The 20,022-nt window shown below is 64.8% G+C and carries 20 protein-coding genes; 8 read left to right on the top strand and 12 right to left on the bottom strand.

The window, feature by feature from the left end; genetic code table 11:
- Positions 1-3,510 (top strand): PAS domain-containing hybrid sensor histidine kinase/response regulator, encoded by a 3,510-nt coding sequence (locus MTX21_RS23225; protein WP_280966998.1) that lies wholly within the window; start codon positions 1-3, stop codon positions 3,508-3,510.
- Between the two features lie 47 nt (positions 3,511-3,557).
- On the opposite strand, the gene MTX21_RS23230 is transcribed toward MTX21_RS23225, so the two are convergent.
- Positions 3,558-4,229 carry a response regulator transcription factor gene (locus MTX21_RS23230; RefSeq protein ID WP_280966999.1) on the bottom strand — a complete coding sequence of 224 codons (672 nt, stop codon included), beginning with the start codon at positions 4,227-4,229 and terminating at the stop codon, positions 3,558-3,560.
- A 328-nt stretch (positions 4,230-4,557) separates the two neighbouring features.
- Between MTX21_RS23230 and MTX21_RS23235 the strand changes: the two genes are divergently transcribed.
- Complete coding sequence (locus MTX21_RS23235; RefSeq protein ID WP_280971142.1) at positions 4,558-6,147, top strand: MFS transporter; 1,590 nt, start codon at positions 4,558-4,560, stop codon at positions 6,145-6,147.
- Positions 6,148-6,218: 71 nt separating this feature from the next.
- Here MTX21_RS23235 and MTX21_RS23240 read toward each other — a convergent pair whose 3' ends face one another.
- Both MTX21_RS23240 and MTX21_RS23245 read right to left on the bottom strand, forming a co-directional pair.
- The gene (locus tag MTX21_RS23240; RefSeq protein WP_280967000.1) at positions 6,219-6,692 is read right to left on the bottom strand and encodes a secondary thiamine-phosphate synthase enzyme YjbQ; all 474 of its coding nucleotides are present in this window, start codon (positions 6,690-6,692) and stop codon (positions 6,219-6,221) included.
- Positions 6,693-6,838: 146 nt separating this feature from the next.
- The gene (locus tag MTX21_RS23245) at positions 6,839-7,375 is read right to left on the bottom strand and encodes a hypothetical protein (protein ID WP_280967001.1); all 537 of its coding nucleotides are present in this window, start codon (positions 7,373-7,375) and stop codon (positions 6,839-6,841) included.
- Positions 7,376-7,734: 359 nt separating this feature from the next.
- Here MTX21_RS23245 and MTX21_RS23250 point away from each other — a divergent pair, with 359 nt between their 5' ends.
- The 5 genes from MTX21_RS23250 to MTX21_RS23270 all read left to right on the top strand — a co-directional run bounded on the left by MTX21_RS23250 (position 7,735) and on the right by MTX21_RS23270 (position 10,369).
- Entirely contained in the window at positions 7,735-8,109 is a 375-nt protein-coding gene (locus MTX21_RS23250) for an AtpZ/AtpI family protein (RefSeq protein ID WP_280967002.1), read from the top strand.
- A gap of 108 nt (positions 8,110-8,217) precedes the next feature.
- Entirely contained in the window at positions 8,218-8,967 is a 750-nt protein-coding gene (locus MTX21_RS23255; RefSeq protein WP_280967003.1) for a F0F1 ATP synthase subunit A, read from the top strand.
- A gap of 53 nt (positions 8,968-9,020) precedes the next feature.
- Complete coding sequence (locus tag MTX21_RS23260) at positions 9,021-9,251, top strand: F0F1 ATP synthase subunit C (RefSeq protein WP_007599451.1); 231 nt, start codon at positions 9,021-9,023, stop codon at positions 9,249-9,251.
- A 60-nt stretch (positions 9,252-9,311) separates the two neighbouring features.
- Positions 9,312-9,878, top strand: coding sequence for a F0F1 ATP synthase subunit B (locus MTX21_RS23265; RefSeq protein ID WP_280967007.1), 567 nt, complete (start codon positions 9,312-9,314; stop codon positions 9,876-9,878).
- Positions 9,879-9,883: 5 nt separating this feature from the next.
- Positions 9,884-10,369, top strand: a complete 486-nt coding sequence (locus tag MTX21_RS23270) for an ATP F0F1 synthase subunit B (protein WP_280967008.1) — start codon at positions 9,884-9,886, stop codon at positions 10,367-10,369.
- A gap of 212 nt (positions 10,370-10,581) precedes the next feature.
- Here the strand turns inward: MTX21_RS23270 and MTX21_RS23275 are convergent, their stop codons facing one another.
- The 5 genes from MTX21_RS23275 to MTX21_RS23295 form a co-directional block, all read right to left on the bottom strand.
- On the bottom strand, positions 10,582-11,238 hold the full coding sequence (locus MTX21_RS23275) for a hypothetical protein (RefSeq protein WP_280967009.1): 657 nt from the start codon (positions 11,236-11,238) through the stop codon (positions 10,582-10,584).
- Positions 11,239-11,379: 141 nt separating this feature from the next.
- Positions 11,380-11,967, bottom strand: a complete 588-nt coding sequence (locus MTX21_RS23280) for a GNAT family protein (RefSeq protein WP_280967011.1) — start codon at positions 11,965-11,967, stop codon at positions 11,380-11,382.
- Between the two features lie 40 nt (positions 11,968-12,007).
- Positions 12,008-13,297, bottom strand: a complete 1,290-nt coding sequence (locus tag MTX21_RS23285) for a pitrilysin family protein (RefSeq protein ID WP_280967012.1) — start codon at positions 13,295-13,297, stop codon at positions 12,008-12,010.
- Entirely contained in the window at positions 13,294-14,712 is a 1,419-nt protein-coding gene (gene thrC, locus MTX21_RS23290) for a threonine synthase (RefSeq protein WP_280967013.1), read from the bottom strand. Before thrC ends, MTX21_RS23285 begins: the two co-directional genes overlap by 4 nt.
- 454 nt (positions 14,713-15,166) lie before the next feature.
- A complete protein-coding gene (locus MTX21_RS23295; RefSeq protein WP_280967014.1) occupies positions 15,167-15,811 on the bottom strand; it encodes a response regulator transcription factor in 645 nt (214 codons plus the stop codon).
- 84 nt (positions 15,812-15,895) lie between these two features.
- Between MTX21_RS23295 and MTX21_RS23300 the strand changes: the two genes are divergently transcribed.
- Complete coding sequence (locus MTX21_RS23300; RefSeq protein WP_280967015.1) at positions 15,896-17,239, top strand: histidine kinase; 1,344 nt, start codon at positions 15,896-15,898, stop codon at positions 17,237-17,239.
- Between the two features lie 97 nt (positions 17,240-17,336).
- Here the strand turns inward: MTX21_RS23300 and MTX21_RS23305 are convergent, their stop codons facing one another.
- The 4 genes from MTX21_RS23305 to MTX21_RS23320 form a co-directional block, all read right to left on the bottom strand.
- On the bottom strand, positions 17,337-17,702 hold the full coding sequence (locus tag MTX21_RS23305; RefSeq protein ID WP_280967016.1) for a nuclear transport factor 2 family protein: 366 nt from the start codon (positions 17,700-17,702) through the stop codon (positions 17,337-17,339).
- A 124-nt stretch (positions 17,703-17,826) separates the two neighbouring features.
- The gene (locus tag MTX21_RS23310; protein WP_280967017.1) at positions 17,827-18,579 is read right to left on the bottom strand and encodes an SURF1 family protein; all 753 of its coding nucleotides are present in this window, start codon (positions 18,577-18,579) and stop codon (positions 17,827-17,829) included.
- Positions 18,576-18,977, bottom strand: a complete 402-nt coding sequence (locus tag MTX21_RS23315) for a DUF983 domain-containing protein (protein WP_280967018.1) — start codon at positions 18,975-18,977, stop codon at positions 18,576-18,578. The genes MTX21_RS23310 and MTX21_RS23315 overlap by 4 nt, the downstream gene beginning before the upstream one ends.
- A 100-nt stretch (positions 18,978-19,077) precedes the next feature.
- Positions 19,078-19,974, bottom strand: coding sequence for a cytochrome c oxidase subunit 3 (locus MTX21_RS23320; protein WP_280967019.1), 897 nt, complete (start codon positions 19,972-19,974; stop codon positions 19,078-19,080).
- Between the last annotated feature and the right edge of the window lie 48 nt (positions 19,975-20,022).

The raw sequence follows: 20,022 nt of genomic DNA on the forward strand, positions 1-20,022 counted from the left end.
ATGCTGCACGACTGGGGCGTGATCGCTGCCGCCTTCGGCTATATCGGCTTCCTGTTCCTGGTGGCGAGCCATGGCGACCGCCGCTCGCCGGCCAAGCCCGGCCGTGCCTCCGGGCTGATCTATCCGCTGTCGCTGGCGATCTACTGCACCTCCTGGACCTTCTTCGGCTCGGTCGGGTTCGCCACCCGCACCTCGACCGACTTCCTCGCGATCTATGTCGGCCCGGTGCTGATGATCGGGCTCGGCACCGGCATCCTGCGCCGTGTGATCCAGCTCGCCAAAGCCCACAACATCACCTCGACCGCCGACTTCATCGGCGCGCGCTACGGCAAGAGCCAGGCGGTGGCCGCGACCGTGGCGCTGATCGCGATCATCGGCTCGGTGCCCTACATCGCGCTCCAGCTCAAGGCGGTGGCCTCTTCGCTGCAGACGATCCTCAGCGAGGACCAGGCTTTCTCCCACATCCCGATCCTCGGCGACATGGCGCTGATGGTGACCTTGGCGATGGCGGCTTTCGCCGTGCTGTTCGGCACGCGGCAGACCGACGCCACCGAGCACCAGCACGGCCTGATGCTCGCGGTCGCGACCGAATCCATCATCAAGCTGGTCGCCTTCCTCGCCGCCGGCATCTTCGTCACCTTCTGGATGTTCTCGCCGCACGAGCTGATCGAGCGTGCCATGAAGACACCGGAGGCGGTGCGCGCGATCAACTATTCGCCCTCGATCGGCAATTTCCTCACCATGACGCTGCTGTCGTTCTGCGCGATCATGCTGCTGCCGCGCCAGTTCCACGTCAGCGTGGTGGAGAATTCCTCCGATGCCGAGGTCGGCCGCGCGCGCTGGTTGTTTCCACTCTACCTCGTCGCCATCAACCTGTTCGTGATCCCGATCGCGCTCGCCGGCCTCGTCAGCTTCCCGTTCGGCGCCGTCGATTCCGACATGTATGTGCTGGCGCTGCCGATGGAGGGCGGCGCTGAGCTGCTCAGCGTCGCCATCTTCGTCGGCGGCCTGTCGGCGGCGACCGCGATGGTCATCGTCGAATGTGTCGCGCTCTCGATCATGGTCTCGAACGACCTCGTGGTGCCGCTGGTGCTGCAGCGACGGCCCGAGGGTCGCACCGGCGGCGCCGATTTCAGCGACTTCCTGCTGCGCTCGCGGCGGCTTGCGATCTTCGCCATCATGGTGATGGCCTATTTCTATTATCGCGCGCTCGGCAATACCCAGCTCGCGGCGATCGGCCTGCTCTCCTTTGCCGCGATCACCCAGCTCGCGCCCAGCTTCTTCGGCGGACTGCTGTGGCGGCGAGCGACCGCGCGCGGCGCGATCGGCGGCATGCTGGTCGGCTTCGCGGTGTGGGTCTACACGCTGTTCCTGCCGAGCTTCATGGACTCCTCGACCGCGGGCATCCTGCTGCTGCTGCACGGCCCATTCGGAATCGAGGCGTTGCGGCCGCAGGCGCTGTTCGGCGCCGATCTGCCGCCACTGCTGCACGGCGTCGCCTGGTCGCTGTCGCTCAACATCCTCACCTATGTGGTACTGTCGCTGGCGCGGCGGCCGACCTCGATCGAGCTCGTTCAGGCCGATCTGTTCGTGCCCAACACGCTCGCCCCGATCGCCCCGAACTTCCGCCGCTGGCGCACCACCATCACGGTGCAGGACATCCAAGCCACGGTGGCGCAATATCTCGGGCCCGACCGCGCGCGGCAATCCTTCGAGGCCTTCGCGGCGCGGCGCAACATGCGGCTGGAGCCTACGGCGCCCGCCGATTTCGAGCTGTTGCAGCACGCCGAGCACCTGATTGCCTCCTCGATCGGGGCAGCGTCGTCCCGGCTCGTGATGTCGCTCTTGCTGCGCAAGCGGACGGTCTCGGCCAAAGCCGCGCTAAAACTGCTCGACGATTCCCATGCGGCGCTGCACTTCAACCGCGAGATCCTGCAGACCGCGCTCAACCACGTGCGCCAGGGCATCGCGGTGTTCGACGCTGACCTGCAACTGATCTGCTCCAACCGCCAGTTCGGCGATCTGCTCAACGTGCCGCCGCATTTCATCCAGTTCGGCACGCCCTTGCGCGAGATCCTGGAATTCATGGGCGCGAGCAATCCCACCGATCCGGCGGAGCGCGACGCCCTGCTGGAGCTACGGCTTGCGGCCTACACCACCGACAGCGAGCCGTACCTGGAGCGCCTGCCCGACCGGCACATGGTGATCGAGGTCCTGACCAACCGCATGCCCGGCGGCGGTTTCGTCATCACCTTCACCGATGTCACGCCCACCTTCGAGGCGGCCGAGGCGCTGGAGCGCGCCAATGCGACGCTGGAGAAGCGCGTGCGCGACCGCACCGAGGAGCTGACCCGGCTGAACTCGGAGCTGGCGCTGGCCAAGAGCACCGCGGAAGACGCCAACATCTCCAAGACGCGGTTCCTGGCCGCCGCGAGCCACGACATTCTGCAGCCGCTGAACGCAGCACGGCTCTATGTCACGAGCCTGGTCGAGCGCCAGCACAACGGCGAAGAGACCCGGCTGGTCGAGAACATCGACGAATCGCTGCAGGCGATCGAGGAGATCCTCGGCGCGCTCCTGGACATCTCGCGGCTCGATGCCGGCGCTATGACAACCTCGATCTCGAGTTTCAAGATGGCTGACCTGATGCGCTCGCTGGAGATCGAGTTCGCGCCGATCGCACGCGCCAAGGGACTGGAGCTTGCCTTCGTGCCATGCTCGCTGCCGGTGCAGTCGGACCGGCTCCTGCTGCGGCGCCTGCTGCAGAACCTGATCTCCAACGCGATCAAATACACGCCGCGCGGGCGCGTGCTGGTCGGCTGCCGCCGCCGCGGCGAACAGCTCAAGATCTACGTCTACGACACCGGCGTCGGCATCCCCGCCGTCAAGCGCGGCGAGATCTTCAAGGAATTCCATCGCCTCGAACAGGGCGCGCGAATTGCGCGCGGCCTGGGGCTGGGGCTGTCGATCGTCGAGCGGCTGGCCCGCGTGCTCAAGCACGGCATCGCCATCGATGCCAATGCCAGCGGCGGCTCGGCGTTCTCGGTGACCGTGCCGACGGCGAAGGCCGTGACCCACACCGCGGCCGTGACCAGCGCGACGCCGCTGGCGCGCAGGCCGATCTCGGGCGCGCTGATCGTCTGTATCGAGAACGACGCGGCGATCCTAGACGGCATGCGCACGCTGCTGAAGGCCTGGGACGCCGAGGTCATCGCAGTCGCCGATCCGGAAGCCGCGATCGCGGCGATCGAAACCGCCGGCCGCCGCATCACCGGCCTCCTGGTCGACTATCATCTCGACCGCGGCAACGGCATCGCCGCCATCCGCGAGATCCGCCGCCGCTTCGGCAACGCCATTCCCGCGATCCTGATCACCGCCGACCGCAGCCCCGCCGTGCAGGTGGCCGCGCGCGAGGAGCATATCGCAGTGCTGAATAAGCCGCTGAAGCCGGCCTCGCTCCGCGCCCTGCTCGGGCAGTGGCGCACGCAGCAGATGGTGGCGGCGGAGTAAGGTCATTCCGGGGCGCGAAGCGAACCCAGAATGACGGAGCAAAGGCTCTACCCCGTCGGGGTGCCCTGCTTCCACTGGCCGCCGGCGATCTTGGCGGCGGCGATTACGGCCTGCGTGCGGCTCTCGACGCCGAGCTTTTGCAGGATCGCTGAGACATGCGCCTTGATGGTCGCCTCGGAGACGCCGAGCTCGTAGGCGATCTGCTTGTTGAGCAATCCTTCCGACAGCATCATCAGGACCCGCACCTGCTGCGGGGTCAGCGTCACCAGGCGGTCGCGCAGGCGGGTCATATCGGGATCGGCCACGGCCGACAGATCGGTGTCGGCTGGGACCCAGACATCGCCGTCCATGATCTTGAGGATGGCATCGCGCAGCGTCTCGACACCGAAACGCTTCGGGATGAAGCCGGAGGCGCCGAAATCGAGCGAGCGGCGGATCGTGGCACTGTCATCGGAAGCCGAAACGATCACCACCGGGATCGCCGGGTATTGCGCGCGCAGATAAATCAGGCCGGAAAAGCCCGAGATCCCGGGCATCGAGAGGTCGAGCAGGATCAGGTCGACGTCCTGCGTCTGCTCCAAGAGCTTGGTCAGATCCTCGAATGATCCTGCCTCATCGATCCTGGCCGAGGTCAGGACGCCCGCCACGGCCTGCCGTAGGGCATCGCGGAACAGGGGATGATCATCGGCAATGACGAGATGGGTGGAGGGAGCGTTCATCGATCTCTTGCTGTGGTTCGACGGGCCAGTAAGCCGGACCGGCGCCTTGGTCAATTCTTTCCCGGCCGGCCGTGGCATGCAAGTGCACATTATCCCTTTGCTGCAAAGGGGTTAATTCGCAAGGCACGGTACCCGGCGGCGGCGGCGTCAGGTGGATGTCAGTGCGCAAGGCCGAAAGTCGTATTGGGGCGGGTTTCACGCCGATGTTACTTAAGAGCAAGGCCCGCGGTATCCGGCCGAGTCCGGAAACCAGGGCGCACCAACCTATTGGGGAGCGAAACTGATGACGATGGCTGCGACCGCGGGCGCCGACGTCCGCACGCGAGGCATGACAGCGGAGGAGCGAAAAGTCATTTTCGCTTCCTCACTTGGCACTGTCTTCGAGTGGTACGACTTCTACATCTACGGCACGCTTGGTGCCTTCCTCGCGAAATACTTCTTCTCGAACGTCCCGCCCAATGTCGGCTTCATCTTCGCGCTGCTCGCCTTTGCGGCCGGCTTTGCGGTCCGCCCCTTCGGCGCGCTGATCTTCGGTCGCCTCGGCGACATGATCGGCCGCAAATACACCTTCCTCGTCACCATGACGCTCATGGGTGTCGGCACCTTCTTTATCGGTCTGTTGCCGGGGTATGCAACCTGGGGCATCGCCGCGCCGATCGTGCTGATTGCCCTGCGCTTGATCCAGGGCCTCGCACTCGGCGGCGAATATGGCGGTGCAGCGACTTACGTAGCCGAACATGCGCCGCAGAACCGGCGTGGCTATTACACCTCGTGGATTCAGACCACCGCGACACTCGGTCTGTTCCTGGCACTGCTGTTGATCCTTGGCATCCGCACCGCCATGGGTGAGGAAGCTTTCGGCGATTGGGGCTGGCGCATTCCCTTCCTGCTCTCCGGCCTTCTGCTGGCGATCTCGATCTGGATCCGCTTGAGCCTGAACGAATCGCCGGTGTTCCAGCGCATGAAGGAGGAGGGCAAGACCTCGAAGCGTCCACTGACGGAAGCCTTCGGAGAGTGGAACAACGCCAAGATCGCGATCCTGGCGCTGCTTGGCGCGACCGCGGGTGAAGCGGTGGTGTGGTATGGCGGACAGTTCTACGCGCTGTTCTTCCTCACCCAGACCCTGAAGGTACCGGCCGTGCCGGCGCAGATCATGATCGTGGTTGCGCTCGCTCTGGGTACGCCCTTCTTCATCATCTTCGGCATGCTGTCCGACAAGATCGGCCGCAAGCCGATCATCCTAGCGGGCTTCCTGCTAGCGATGGTGACCTACTTCCCGATCTTCAAGGGCATCACCCACTTCGCCAATCCGAAGCTGGAGGCGGCGCTGTCTGCATCCCCGGTGACGGTGATCGCCGATCCCGCCGAGTGTTCGTTCCAGTTCAAGGCCACCGGCACCGAAAAGTTCACCACCGGCTGCGACATTGCCAAAGCCGCGCTGGTGAACTTGTCAGTGAACTACCAGACCCAGGACCCGCCGAAGGGCACGGCGGCCACGGTCAAGATCGGCGAGCAGACCCTCACTGCGACCTCGGCGGATTTCGCCAAGGCCCTGCCCGCAGCGATCAAGGCACACGGCTATCCGGCTTCAGCCGATCCGAACGAGATCAACTATGTCATGACGACGGTCCTGCTCTGGATCCTGGTGATCTACGTGACGCTGGTCTACGCGCCGATCGCCGCATGGCTGGTGGAACTGTTCCCGAGCCGCATCCGCTATAGCGGCATGTCGCTGCCCTACCACATCGGCAATGGCTGGTTCGGAGGCTTCCTGCCGGCGACCGTGTTTGCGATCGTGGCCGCGACCGGAAACATCTATTCCGGGCTGTGGTACCCCGTTGCGATCGCCGCAATGAGCCTTGTCGTCGGCTTCCTGTTCCTGCCGGAGACCAAGGACGTCGACATCAAGCAAATCTAGTCGCCGATCAGCCGGACCTACGCTCCGGCTGTCTGAAACGAGCGGCCGCGGGATTCCCGCGGCCGTTTTGTTTATGAAGTCGCGCCGATGAATTGCAGCACCACCTCGCGCCGGTGCGGCTGCTTGCGATGCTCGATGAGATAAATGGCCTGCCACGTCCCGAGTGCGAGCTTGCCGTTCAGGACCGGCACGTTGAGCGAGGTCTGCGTCAGCATCGTCTTGATGTGCGCCGGCATGTCGTCCGGCCCCTCGGTGTCATGGGTCCAGGGCGCGTTCTCCGGCGCGAGCCGCGCCAGCGCGGTGGTGAGATCGACGAGCACGGAAGGATCGGCGTTTTCCTGGATCGTCAGCGAGGCCGAGGTGTGACGGATGAACAATGTCAGTGCGCCGGTCCCGGCGCGGGCCTCCGTGACGAACTTCGCCGCCTCGCCGGTGAGATCGGTGAAGCCGCGGCTCTGCGTCTGCACCGTCAGCAGCGACGAGGTGATGGTGGAGGCCTCTACCGTGGATGGCGCGGAGCGCGTCAGCGATCTTGCTGATGTCATGAACGACTCTCGTTACGTCGTCCTGGCGAAAGCCAGGACCCATTACCCAAAATGCCCGTGATGGCGAAAGGTGGCGACGCGCACCGAGAAAAACACAGAGGCCGTGGAGGTCCTGGCTTTCGCCAGGACGACATCGACAAAGCCTGTCAAATCTTTCCCGACACGTCCTTCTGCACGCGGTTGGCCATCTCGATCAGCCGCCGCCAGGCCCGTTCCAGGAACGACATCACGCGATCCATGTCCTGGTCGCTCGGCAGCGGGATCTCGATCCGGCGGTCGCCTTCGGCGACCTTCGGGGAAGCCTTCTTCAACTGATCGGATTTCGGCAGCGCCTCGTCGACCTTGCCCGACACGGTCGGCCCAGTCGCGAGCTCCGCCTTCAACTTCTCGACCTCAACCTGGAGGCGGCCGATCTCGGCATCAAGCGCGGAACGTTCGTCGGGTACCGCGTAGCAGGCCCAGCCGGCGCCATTCTTGGTGCATGTCGAAACCGTGCCGGTGCGGGTGTCGAGCCGCAGCACGCCCTCTGGGATCGGCGTCATCGCGTAACGGCCGTTTTCAGCGTCGGGCGCGGACTGCGCGGCCGCCTGGCCGCCGATCGCAACCACCGCGGCGATCGCCGCCGCCAAGGAGCGTGCTCTCGAGACCCATGTTCTCAACAATGACGTCGCTGCTGGTTTCATCGTACTGCTCCGCCACGACGCGCTTGTGGACACTTGCAATTCTACACCCGCGCGGACGAAGGCGCACGGCTTCGCCGCGGAAAACGCGCCTTTGGAATCAACCGGCGCAGCAGCCGGTTTGATCCCGGAAATGGCGGCCGTATCGGCGGATCGCAAAGAGACCTGCTGCGGTGCGGCGTCACGCTGTGTGCAGCGCTGGCGCGCGCGGCGATATCACCAAATAAATCAATGATATAACAGAACACGACGCAATCGTGACTTGGCTTGACTTGATTATGTGCCATCAGTATGGTCCGCGCGGCTTTTGAGGGTGTTGGGCGTAATTTCCATTCAGCCGCGGCGTTTCGGGTCTTCGTTGCATGACACAGGGCACGGGACACGGCGACAATGGAAATGGCGATAAGTCGCCCGAGGAAGCTGCGCTTTCCGAACGGCTCGGAAGTCTTAGTCAGCGGTTGTCCGAAATTCGCGACCGCAGGATCAAGACCGAGCAACCCGCAGGTGACGGTGGAGACGGAGCGGCCAGAGCCTCGGCGATGGCGCTTGGTTTCCGGCTATCCTCCGAGTTGATCGCCGGCGTCGTTGTCGGAGCGGGGATTGGCTGGGGGTTCGACCGCTTGCTGTCGACGTCGCCTTTCGGGTTTATCGTGTTCACGCTGCTGGGCTTCGTGGCTGGCGTGGTGAACGTGGTGAGGTCGGCGGGGGCGGGTCAAAACAGACGCGGCGGTTCGTAGCCGATCCGGCCAGAGGAATTGATCGTGCCGGCCTCGCCGGTACGGGCCGGCCCGGCCGGCAGACCGAGACCAGCCGGCTTGCCCGGCAGACCGAGAGATGCCGCGCGGATGAAAATCGACCCGATCCACCAGTTCAACATCGAGCCTCTCTTCACGATCGGCCATATCGGCAACCACACGATCGCCTTCACCAATTCGTCGCTCTACATGCTGGTAGCGGTCGCGGTGATCTCGATCCTGATGCTCGCCAGCGGCACGCAGCTCGTTCCCGGACGCCTCCAGTCCGTCGCCGAGATCTCCTACGAATTCGTGGCGTCGACCATCCGCTCGACCGCCGGCGCGGAAGGCATGAAGTTCTTCCCGCTGATCTTCTCGATCTTCATGTTCATCTGCGTCTCGAACCTGGTGGGCATCATTCCCTACACCTTCACGGTCTCGAGCCACCTGGTGGTCACGGCGGCGCTGGCGCTGTTGGTGTTCTTCACTGTCCTGATCTACGGTGTCTACAAGAACGGCCTGAAATTCTTTAAGATTTTCGTTCCCCACGGCGTCCCCGGCTACATCCTGCCGCTGGTGATGTTCATCGAGATCCTGTCGTTCTTCCTGCGGCCGGTCTCCCACAGCGTCCGTCTCTTCGCCAACATGCTGGCCGGTCACATCGCGCTGAAGGTGTTCGCGGGCTTCGTCGCCATGCTCGGCGTCTCGCTCGGCGCCATCGGCTGGATCGGCGGCGTGCTGCCGCTGGCGCTCACCGTCGCGCTCACCGCGCTGGAGCTCCTGGTCGCGTTCCTCCAGGCCTATGTGTTCGCGATCCTGACCTGCATCTACCTGAACGACGCCATTCATCCGGGACACTGAGCGGTCCGGGGAATTTCCACCCACAACCCAATCTTTCTTCCAAGGAGTCTAAAATGGATCCGGCAGCAGCAAAACTTATCGGCGCGGGCATCGCGTGCATCGGCATGGGCGGTGCGGGCGTCGGCGTGGGCGTGATCTTCGGCAACTACCTCGCCGCAGCGGTGCGCAACCCGTCGGCCGCCCAGGGCCAGTTCGGCAACCTGATCTTCGGCTTCGCCGTGACCGAAGCGCTCGGCATCTTCTCGCTGCTGATCGCGCTGCTTCTGCTGTTCGTTCCGCTCTGAGGACGTTCTCGCGCCGCTCGAAACCTCGGGCGGCGCGCTTGAAAGCAACAGGAGAAACCCATGGCTGAGAGTCATGGCGGGGCAAAAGGCCCGGAGGCCAATGCCCACACCGAGGCCGATGGCGGTCACCACGGCGGCGGCTTCCCGCCGTTCGAAAGCAGCACCTTTGCTTCGCAACTGGTGTCGCTGGCGATCTTCTTCGTCCTGCTTTACGTAATCGTGTCCAAGCTCGCCTTGCCGCGTGTCGGCGGCGTGATCGAGGCGCGTCAGAACAAGATCGAGGGCGATCTCGCCGAAGCTCAAAAGCTGAGGGATCAGTCCGACGCAGCGCTGAAGGCCTATGAGGCCGAGCTCGCTTCGGCACGGTCCAAGGCACAAGCGATCGGCAACGAGACCCGCGAGAAGCTGAACGCACAGGCGGAAGCCGAGCGCAAGTCGCTGGAACAGCAATTGGCCGCGAAGCTTGCAGAGGCGGAGAAGACCATCGCCTCGACCCGCGCGACCGCCATGAGCAATGTCCGCGGCATCGCAGCCGATGCGGCCGGCACGATCGTGCAGCGGCTCACGGGCATCGTTCCCGACTCGGCGTCGGTCAATGCCGCGGTCGATGCGTCCCTGAAAGGTTAGCCGATATGTTCCTCGAACCTGAGTTTTGGGTCGCCGTCGCGTTCGTGATCCTGATGGTGATTTTCGCCTATCTCGGGATCCACAAGACCCTGCTGACGACGCTCGATCATCGCGCCGCCCGCATCAAGGCCGAGCTCGACGACGCCCAGCGCCTCAAGCTGGAGGCAGCCAAGGTGCTCGCGGACTACAAGGCGCGCAGCGCCACGGCCGAGCGCGAGGCTGCCGACATCGTCGCCAACGCCAAGGCCGAAGCCGAGCGCATCGCGGCCGACGCCAAGGCGAAGATGGAAGACTTCGTCGCCCGCCGCACCAAGACCGCGGAGAGCAAGATCGCGCTCGCCGAGGCTCAGGCGCTGGCCGACGTCCGCGCCGCCGCGGCGGAAGCCGCCGTCCAGGCCGCTTCGACCATCCTGTCGCAGTCGGTCAAGGGCCAGGTCGCCGACGACCTGCTCACCAAGAGCATCACCGAGGTCCGGCAGAAGCTGAACTAAGGGCTTTCGTCTTCACGAATCAAAAAAGCCGGCGCGAAAGCGCCGGCTTTTTTGTTTGATGGCGATGCATCCGCAAATCGGGCGTCATCACCCGCGAAGGCGGGCGATCCTGTATTCCAGAGACGTCTGAGCGATACGCAGACGCCGCGGCGTATTGGATGCCCCGGTCAAGCCGGGACATGACAGTGGAAATTGCGGCGGCTTATTTCTTCTTACTTCTTCTTCCGCCGCGCCTTCGGCTCGGGTGACAGCGCCTGCGGGTCGAAGCCGACATAGAAGATGTAGGAATCGGCGACCGCCGCCGAGGGCACCGGATAGACCATGTCCTCGGCGACGAAGGTGAAGGGCACGCTGCCCCCCTCCGGCAGCTCGACCGTGGTGCGATAGGCTTTCGAGGCGATCACCTTCTCGCCGACCCCGCCCTGCACCACGGCGACGCGCAAGGGCACCTCGATCGTGCTCGGCGCGCCGGCGGGACCGGCGATGACCCGGCCCTGGATGCCGATGCGCGCGGTGATCTCGCCGCCGTTGCGGATGCATTCGCGCGCCATCTTGGTGATCGTGGCCTGGAAGCGCACGTCGTTGCCGACAGCCTGCTTGCCGGGAGCCCCAGCCGCATAGGTGGACGCTCCGGCACGGACGGTGACCTGGGGACAATCGACGTCGTCATCGGCCGGCGGCTGGCCCGGTGCGGGCGCCGGCTTGGTCTCGGCGGGCTCGTCGGACTTGCCCCCGAACAGGCTCTTGAAGCGGTCGGTCAGCGACTGCGCCGCAGCCGGCGAGACGGAAGCGAGCGCAACCGCCAGCGCCAGCGCGATCACCGGCCCCCGGCGCTGCGCAGTCCGCGATGATCGAAGCTCCTTCACCATGAACGCCCGTACTCCATGACAATGCCCCGGCAAGTGGCCGGCTCGCTGCGGGTTATATCGTCAAAATCGGCGAACCCAAGGCAGGAAACAAGCAGGAGAGAAGGCGGCAAGGCCCAGACTTTGGCCGCATGGACGCCCGGCTCAGCCGCGGAAATCCTCGTGCAGTAGGCCGAACAGCAGGTGGTCCTGCCAGATCCCGTTGATGCAGAGATAGCGCCGCGCCAAGCCCTCGCGGGAGAAACCGCACTTCTCCAGCACCCGGATCGACGGCACATTGGTGGGGATGCAGGCGGCCTCGACCCGGTGCAGGTTGAGCTCGCCGAACAGCGTCGGCAGCAGCACCCGCAGCGCCGCCGTCATGTACCCCCGATGGGCATGGGGCTGGCCGACCCAGTAGCCGATGGTGCCGGCCTGGACGATGCCGCGCCGGACATTGGCGAGCGTGATGCCGCCGATCATGGCGCCGTCGAGCTCGCGGAAGATCAGGAAGGGGTAGGAGCGGTCCGCCGCGATATCCTCGGCATAGCGGCGCAGGCGGCGGCGGAAGCCGGAGCGGGTGAGATCGTCCGACGGCCAGATCGGCTCCCAGGGCGTGAGATAGTCGCGGCTGGTTTCGCGCAGATGCGCCCATTGCAGAAAGTCCGACATCTGCGGGGCACGCAGCAAGAGCCCGTTGCCGCGCGGCGCGAGGGCGGCGGGTCCACTGGATGGCAGGCGAAAGAGGGCCATGGTGATGCTTCCCGGGGCGCCGACAGGCCTTGCGCAGCTCCTAGTGGAGCCGCGCCTTGGCGCGCGCCCGGGTCAATCCTTCCGCAAAAGACACCGCCGTGTCCAGACCCCTTCCGCTGCCCAATGCAACCACCGCAGGGCGGCTGCGCGAAAGCAGCGCACGCGCCGCGTCGCGCGTCGATTCGACACTAACGGCGTCGATCCGGGCCACCAGTTCCTGCACCGTCTGCGGCCGCCCATAGGCGAGCACGTGCCGGGCGAGCTGCTCGGCGCGCGAAGAGCAGCTCTCCAGCGCCATCAGGAGGCCGGCCTTCATCTGCGCCTTGGCGCGCGCGACCTCGGCCTCGGTGAGCGTCTCCACCGACTCATTCATGATATCGACGACGACTTCCATCATCTCGGGCGCGTCGGCGGGGTCGGTGCCGGTGTAGAGGCCGAAGAAGCCGGTGTCGGTATAGGGTGCGTGGAACGTGTAGATCGAGTAGCAGAGGCCGCGCTTCTCGCGCACCTCCTGGAACAGCCGCGACGACATTCCGCCGCCGAGAATGTTGGTGAAGACCTGGAGCGAGAACAGCGACGGCTCGGTCTGCTGCACGCCCTCCAGCGCCAGCGTCAGGTGCGCCTGCTCGAGCTCGCGATGCACCACCTTTGCGCCGCCCTGGCCGAACGTCGCCGCCTGCGGCTTCGGGCCCGGTGTCGCCTCAAAGCTCGCAAACCGCGCCTCGACCTCGGCAACGACCCGGCTGTGATCGACGGCGCCGGCGGCCGCCACCACCATGTCCGGCCCGCGGTAATGCGTCGAGAGATAGCCGCGCAGCATGTCGCGGTTGAAGCCGCGCAGCGTCTTCGCGGTGCCGAGCAGCGAGCGGCCCATCGGCTGGTCGGGATAGCAGAGCTCGTTGAGATGCTCGAAGACGACGTCGTCGGGCGTGTCCTGCGCCGCGCCGATCTCCTGGACGATGACGTTCTTTTCGCGCTCGAGCTCCTCCGGCTCGAAGGCGGGATTGGCGAGGATATCGGCGAGCACGTCGAGCGCGAGCGGCACGTCGGCCTTCATCACCCGCGCATAATAGGACGTCGTCTCCGTCGAGGTGCCGGCATTGAGATCGCCGCCGACCGCCTCGATCTCCTCGACGATCTCGCGCGAGGAGCGCCGCGTGGTGCCCTTGAACGCCATGTGCTCGAGCAGGTGCGAGATTCCGTGCTCGTTCGGCTTCTCGTCGCGGCCGCCGACGCGAGCCCAGACGCCGAGCGCAGCGGTCTCGACGTGGGGCATGTTGTCGGTGACGACGGTGAGGCCGGACGCAAGCTTGGAGATCTCGACGCTCATCCGGCTACTCCCTGTTTTGCGGCGCGGCTGACCGACAGCACGAACCGCTCCACCTCGGCCTGATCGTTCTTCACCACCTTCATGTGTTCGGATTTGGTCATCAGACCATCCAGCCAGGCCGGCAGTTGCGGCCGCATGCCGCAGGCCGCCTCCACCGCATCAGGGAATTTGGCCGGATGCGCGGTGGAGAGCACGATGCCTGGCACGGTCGTGTCTGTCGTGTCACGGTCGGCGACCGCCAGCGCCACTGCGGTGTGGGGATCCACGAGCTCGCCGGCCTCGCGCCAGGCGGCACGGATCGCAGCCGCCGTCTCGGTCTCATCGGCGCGGCCCGCGTCGAACTCCTCGCGAATCGCCGCGAGCATGGCGTCGGGCAGGACGAAGCGCCCGGACTGCTTCAGCGAATCCATTAGACGGCGCACCGCGGCGGCATCGCGGCGGCTCGCCTCGAACAGCAGCCGCTCGAAATTCGAGGAGATCTGGATGTCCATCGACGGCGAGGCCGTGGCATGCACCTCGCGCACCTCGTAAATCCCGGTCTTGAGCGTGCGCGCCAGGATGTCGTTGACGTTGGCGGCGATGTGCAGGGTCCTTACCGGCAGACCCATGCGCTTCGCGACGTAGCCGGCAAAGATGTCGCCGAAATTGCCGGTCGGAACGACGAAATCGACCGCGCGCGCCGGCGCGCCGACCGCGACCGCTGAGGTGAAGTAGTAGACCACCTGGGCCACGATGCGCGCCCAGTTGATGGAGTTGACGCCGGATAGCGCGGTCGCATCGCGGAAGCGGTGATTGTTGAACATCCCCTTCACGAGCGCCTGGCAATCGTCGAACGTGCCTTCGATCGCGAGCGCGTGGACATTGGCCGCACCCGTCGTCGTCATCATCCGTTGCTGCACTTCGGAGATGCGCCCGTGCGGGAACAGCACGATGAGATCGACATTCTCCAGTCCCGCAAACGCCTCGACCGCGGCGCCGCCGGTATCGCCCGAGGTCGCGACCACGATGGTGGTGCGCTGGCCGCGCTTGGCGAGCACGTGATCCATCAGCCTCGAGATGAGCTGCATCGCGACGTCCTTGAAGGCGAGCGTCGGACCGTGGAACAGCTCCAGCACGAACTGATGCGGCGACATCTGGCGCAGCGGCACCACCGCCGGATGGCGGAAGGTGGCATAAGCCTCATTGGCCATGCGGCCGAGCTCGGCGTCCGAAATCTCACCGCCGGCGAACGGACGAATCACGTCGACCGCGACCTCCCAATAGGGACGGCCGAAGAAGCCGGCGATCTCATCGGCCGAGAGTTGCGGCCAGGTCACGGGCACATAGAGGCCGCCGTCACGGGCAAGCCCGGTCAGCATCACGTCGCAGAAGCCGAGTTCAGGGGCCTCGCCCCGGGTCGAGATATAACGAGTCAAACCACCCTCCAAAGGCCGGCCCAAGCTTGAACCTGCGCCTTAAGCCTTTGATTTCATGATATTCCTAGTCCTTGAGCCAGAGGCTTAAGGGCACCATAAAGTGTTTTGCCGCCCCGGGAAACCGCTTCCGCCCCGCTTCTTCGTCCACGAAAAAGGGCTGCGGCGATGCCGCAGCCCTCTCTTGGAAGGCCTGTCGTTGATTTGCAGACCCGTTTGCCTCGTCCGGGACGCCTACCCGTTGAATTGATCCCGCGAGCTTTCTTCACCTGTCATCGGACCATCAAGGACAAAAACGACGCGTCAGGACAAATGTTCCGATTTTTCCCGGTGCGCCATCTGATCGCGATCACTGCGAGCAGGCGTAGCGCATGCTCCGGATTTCCATTTCTTCCCGACATGGCGGCCTACCGAACCGCCTGCAGCCCCAAGCAGCGTCCGGTCCCTGCCGGGACGATCAATTCATGCCGATTTCGACGGCGATCCGGATCAGATCGGAATGGTTCTTGGCGCCGAGCTTCTGCTTGAGCAGGGAGGTGGTGTTGGCAACCGTCTTGTAGGAGATGCCGAGCGCCTCGGCGACCTCGACGATCTTGTCGCCGCGGCTGAGCAGGCGGAGAATTTCGAGCTCGCGCGGTGTCATCTGCGAAGCCGGGTTGGCCTTGACCGCGGCGCCCGAGAACGTCACGGCCTCTGCGAGCTGCGGCGAGATGAAATTGTCGCCCGCGACTACCTTGCGCACCGCCTTCAGCAGGATCCTTGGATCGTCGCCCTTTGAGACGTAGCCCTGCGCACCCAGTTCGACCGCCCGTACCACGAAAGCCGGATCGTCGTTCATGCTGAACATGATGACCTTGGCGTCCGGATCGTCCTTGCGGATCCGCCGCATCAGTTCGAAGCCCGATACGTCCGGCAGGCTGATGTCGATGACAATCACGTCAGGACGCTTGCTGACATAAGCGCGGTGGCCGGATTTGGCGTCGCTCGCCTCGTCGACGCGGATCGACTGGTCGGACGCAAACAAGGTCCGGCAACCGGACAGAACCACGGGATGGTCGTCGACGATAAGGACCCTGGTTGCGGTTTTGGCGGTATCTTGCATCGCGCACTCTTGTTTTACCACTCATAGACCGACGGGAACAAATGGAAAGAGAGAAATTCGCCAATACGCGTTAGAATTGACCTAATGTGGCAGCGGCTTTCGTTCAGGACCCAGTTATTCCTCCCGCTCGGCGTGATGTTTATCACGGCGCTGATCATGGGCGGGGTGCTGCTGCACGAATTCGCGACCAGTCAGCTTGCCGACGAGAACGAGCCCGGACGGCGCGCGGCCGTTGTCGTGGCTGCGGCACTAAACGATGCACTGCGCGCCTCCGACAATCCGCGGCGGACGCTCGATGCGTTTGCCCACTCTCTGGGCGCATCCTCCGATATCCAATTCCGCTCTGTGGAAGCAGGTCAAGCGCCCTCCCCGAAGGATGCGTTGCGCGACACGCATAGCATCCCGCAATGGTTCACCGACCTGCTCGCCATTCCCGATGTGAGCGCTGCGTCACCTGTCGAGATCAACGGCAACCATGTCGGCGACATCGTATTCCAACCTGATCTATCGGCAGACATGTTCGAAAAATGGGTCGGCTTCCTGGCACTCACCTGCTTCATCGTCGCGCTGACCGGGCTGACCGGAATTATCGCTTATGGATTCGCTGGATCAGCGCTGCGTCCGCTGCACAATCTCGGCCAGGGCCTGACGCGGATGCGGCGCGGCGAATACGCAAAGCCGATCCCGGTCGGCGGGCCGCCGGAAATCAGGCAAAGCTGCGAGGAAGCCAATGCGCTCGCGCGCACGCTCGAACAGTTGAGCCAGAATAATCGCGAACTGTTGCACCGCCTGGTATCGCTCCAGGATGACGAGCGGCGCGATCTCGCACGCGAGCTGCACGACGAGCTTGGACCACTGCTGTTCGGCATTCGCGCCGGTGCGATCGCATTGCTCGAGACGGCGCCGAACGATGCGGGAAATCTCGGCAATTCGGCGCAACAGGTTGTGCTGTCGGTCGAGGCGCTGCAGCAGGCCAGCCGTCGCATCCTCGACCGGTTGCGGCCGCTCTATATCGAGGATCTCGGCCTTAAGACCAGCGTGCAGACGCTGCTCCAGAATTTCCGCAAGCAGGCGTCGCACGTCGACCTGACGGCAGCGATCGATCCTGCACTCGAGCGGATCGAGGGGCCGCTGGCGCAGACGGTCTATCGCGTGATCCAGGAGGCGCTGACCAACGTTCTGCGCCATGCCAAGGCGAGCAGCGCGCATGTGCAGGCGACCGTCGACGGCGCCGCGCTCGCTATCGAGATTTCCGACGACGGCCGCGGCTTTCCGGCCGACAACGTGTTCGGCCGCGGCCTGACCGGCATGCAGGAGCGGGTGCGCGCGCTTAGCGGATCGCTATCACTGCTGCGCGCCAACGAACGCACCTATGTGCGTTGCCGCCTGCCGGTCGCGACGATGCGGGACAAGCCGGCATCCGGCTAAAGCGCGATGAGATTAGGATAAATCGTCATCGCGCTTTAGGTTATTGTTTGAGCATGATCTTTTCGGAAAACCGCTGCACACTTTTCCGGATCATGCTCTAGCACACGCAGGCGTCGTGCAAGTCCTGCCATGCCGGCGCGCACAGCATTCTCTCGATCTTGCCTTCGGGACTGAAGCGAAACGAGACGCGGATGTGCAATGAGCCCGCGACCGAATATTCGAGATCGACGCCCGGTGGCATCGGCGCGATCTCCTCCAGGGCGAAACCTGCTAACGAGAACGCGTTGAGTTGCGACCGCCAATAGGTTTCGAGCTCGCTGCGGCCGCGATAGCGGCGCGTGTCGTTGCATGTGCATTCGAGCGCGGCATCATCCGCATAGAGGTCGAGCAGCGTCGCAAGGTCGCCCTTCCGGCAGGCATCCACCCAATCGACGACAATTCCCATCTGATCGAAATCGCTCACGTCGAAATCCTGTCTGCCACGGAAAATTGAGGGCGGCTTAGGGCTACCCTCGTGAATATGGGCTGAACAATAAACCCCGGAGAATCCCGGGGTTCCCTCGGGGCATCGCTCCGGGGGTCTAAATTTAGCTCTGCCGCCGTCCCCTCACCCAGACGCCGAAGGCGACCAGCACGGCGCCCGCAAGCGCGAACCAGGTGATGGCGTATTGCAGGTGATCGTCCTTCAGATGCACGTCGAGCGGGCCCGGCCGCGGAATGCCGTTCTGGGGCGCGGGCTGCTCGAGGTCGACATAGAATGGCGCGACCGCGCCCCAGCCGAGCGCGCTGGCGATCGCCAGATGATCGCGCGCGAACCACAGCCGCTTGTCGCGGTTTTCGGCCGGCGTCAGCCAGCCCGGCGCCTCGGGAAAGCGCAAATAGCCGGTGAGCGCGATCGGCTTTCCCGTCACGAGCTTCTTCACCGCGCGGTCCTCGACCGCCCGGTCCTGCATCGTGTTCTCGACGAAGCCCGCATCGATCACGACCGTTTCGCCGCTCGGCAAACGCGCCGGCAGGAACGCCCAGGTACCTGGCCCGGAGGCGTCCTTGCGCACGGCGGAGCCGGACGAGTAGACCATCGCATCCGGCAGCGGCGCGTAGGCCGCGGTGAAGCTGACGCGGCGGAACTCGTCGCTCGCGGCATTCAGCGTGCCCCAATGCGCCGGCGGGGGAAGCGCGATCGGCACGGCCGCGAGCCGTTCCGTCAACGCGGCGATCAATTCATGCTTGGCGACGCGGCGCTGCAACTGCCAGACGCCGAGCGCGATAAGGACCGCCGTCATCAGCAGCGTGAACAGCGCGAAGCCGGCCACGCGAGGCTTGCGCGCAATCCCGTTCATTTCTCGCGGTCGATCAACCGGCCAGGCGCCGCCTTGTGGTGGAATTGCAGGGCGATCAACAGCGACTTCATCGCGCGCAGCGGCAGTAGCGTGGTCGCGAGGATCAGCGGCAGCCACAGCACGGCATGGAGCCAGAATGGCGGCTGATACTTGACCTCGACGACGAGTGCGCAACCGACCACGATCGCGCCGGCCAGCATGATGATGAAGATCGCAGGGCCGTCACCGGAGTCGATGAAGGCATAGTCGAGGCCGCAATGGTCGCAACGCGGGGCGAGCGTCAGGAAGCCCGCATAGAGCTTGCCCTGGCCGCAACGCGGACATTTGCAGGCAAGACCGCGCATCGCACTTTGCAGGACAGTCGTCTGGGACTCGGAGGTGCCGGCCATATCGTTCATGATGAAGGAGCCTATCACAGTTCTGCCGAGACTTCCGGCTGCGTGAAAGCGAAAGGGCGGCCTGCCGGCCGCCCTTTCCAAGGTCGAACGCGTCGCGACTTCAGTGCGCGCCGTGCGCCATGGTCTCGGCGCCGCGTCCCCAGACGTAGATGCAGAGGAACAGGAACAGCCAGACCACGTCGACGAAGTGCCAGTACCAGGCGGCGAACTCGAAGCCGAGGTGCTGCTTCGGCGTGAAGTGGCCGGCATAGGCGCGCGCGAGGCACACGATCAGGAACACGGTGCCGACCAGCACGTGGAAACCGTGGAAGCCGGTCGCCATGAAGAAGGTCGCGCCGTAGACGTTGCCGGCGAACGAGAATGCGGCGTGGCTGTACTCATAGGCCTGCACGCAGGTGAAGGTCGCGCCGAGCAGGATGGTGAGGATCAGGCCGTACTTCAGGCCCTGGCGGTCGTTCTCGAGCAGCGCATGGTGCGCCCAGGTCACCGTCGTGCCGGAGGTCAGCAGGATCAGCGTGTTGAGCAGCGGCAGATGCCAGGGGTCGAAAGTCTCGATGCCGTGCGGCGGCCAGGTGCCCGGCACGCTACAGGCGCCGGCCTGGGTGCCGAGGCCGCAGCCGAACACCGCGTCGCGGGTGGCATGGACGGCATCGGCCGGGAACAGCGCCGCGTTGAAATAGGCCCAGAACCAGGCGACGAAGAACATCACCTCGGAGGCGATGAACAGGATCATGCCGTAGCGGTGGTGGAGCTGCACGACGCGGGTGTGGTCGCCCTTGTACTGGGCTTCCTTGATCACGTCGGCCCACCAGCTCGCCATGGTGTAGAGCACGCCGACGGTGCCGATGCCGAAGATGATCGGCGCGGCCGAGAACATGTGATGCATCCAGCCGATCGCGCCGAACGCCATGACGAAGGCCGAGAGCGAGCCGACCGCCGGCCACGGCGAGGGATCGACCAGATGATAGTCGTGATGCTTGCCTTGCGCTGTGGCCATTACCGTCTGTCTCCTCAATCCCGTGCCTGTCCGGCACTTATCCCCTTA

This window comes from Bradyrhizobium sp. ISRA430, from assembly GCF_029909975.1.
In the GTDB taxonomy this organism is placed as follows: domain Bacteria; phylum Pseudomonadota; class Alphaproteobacteria; order Rhizobiales; family Xanthobacteraceae; genus Bradyrhizobium.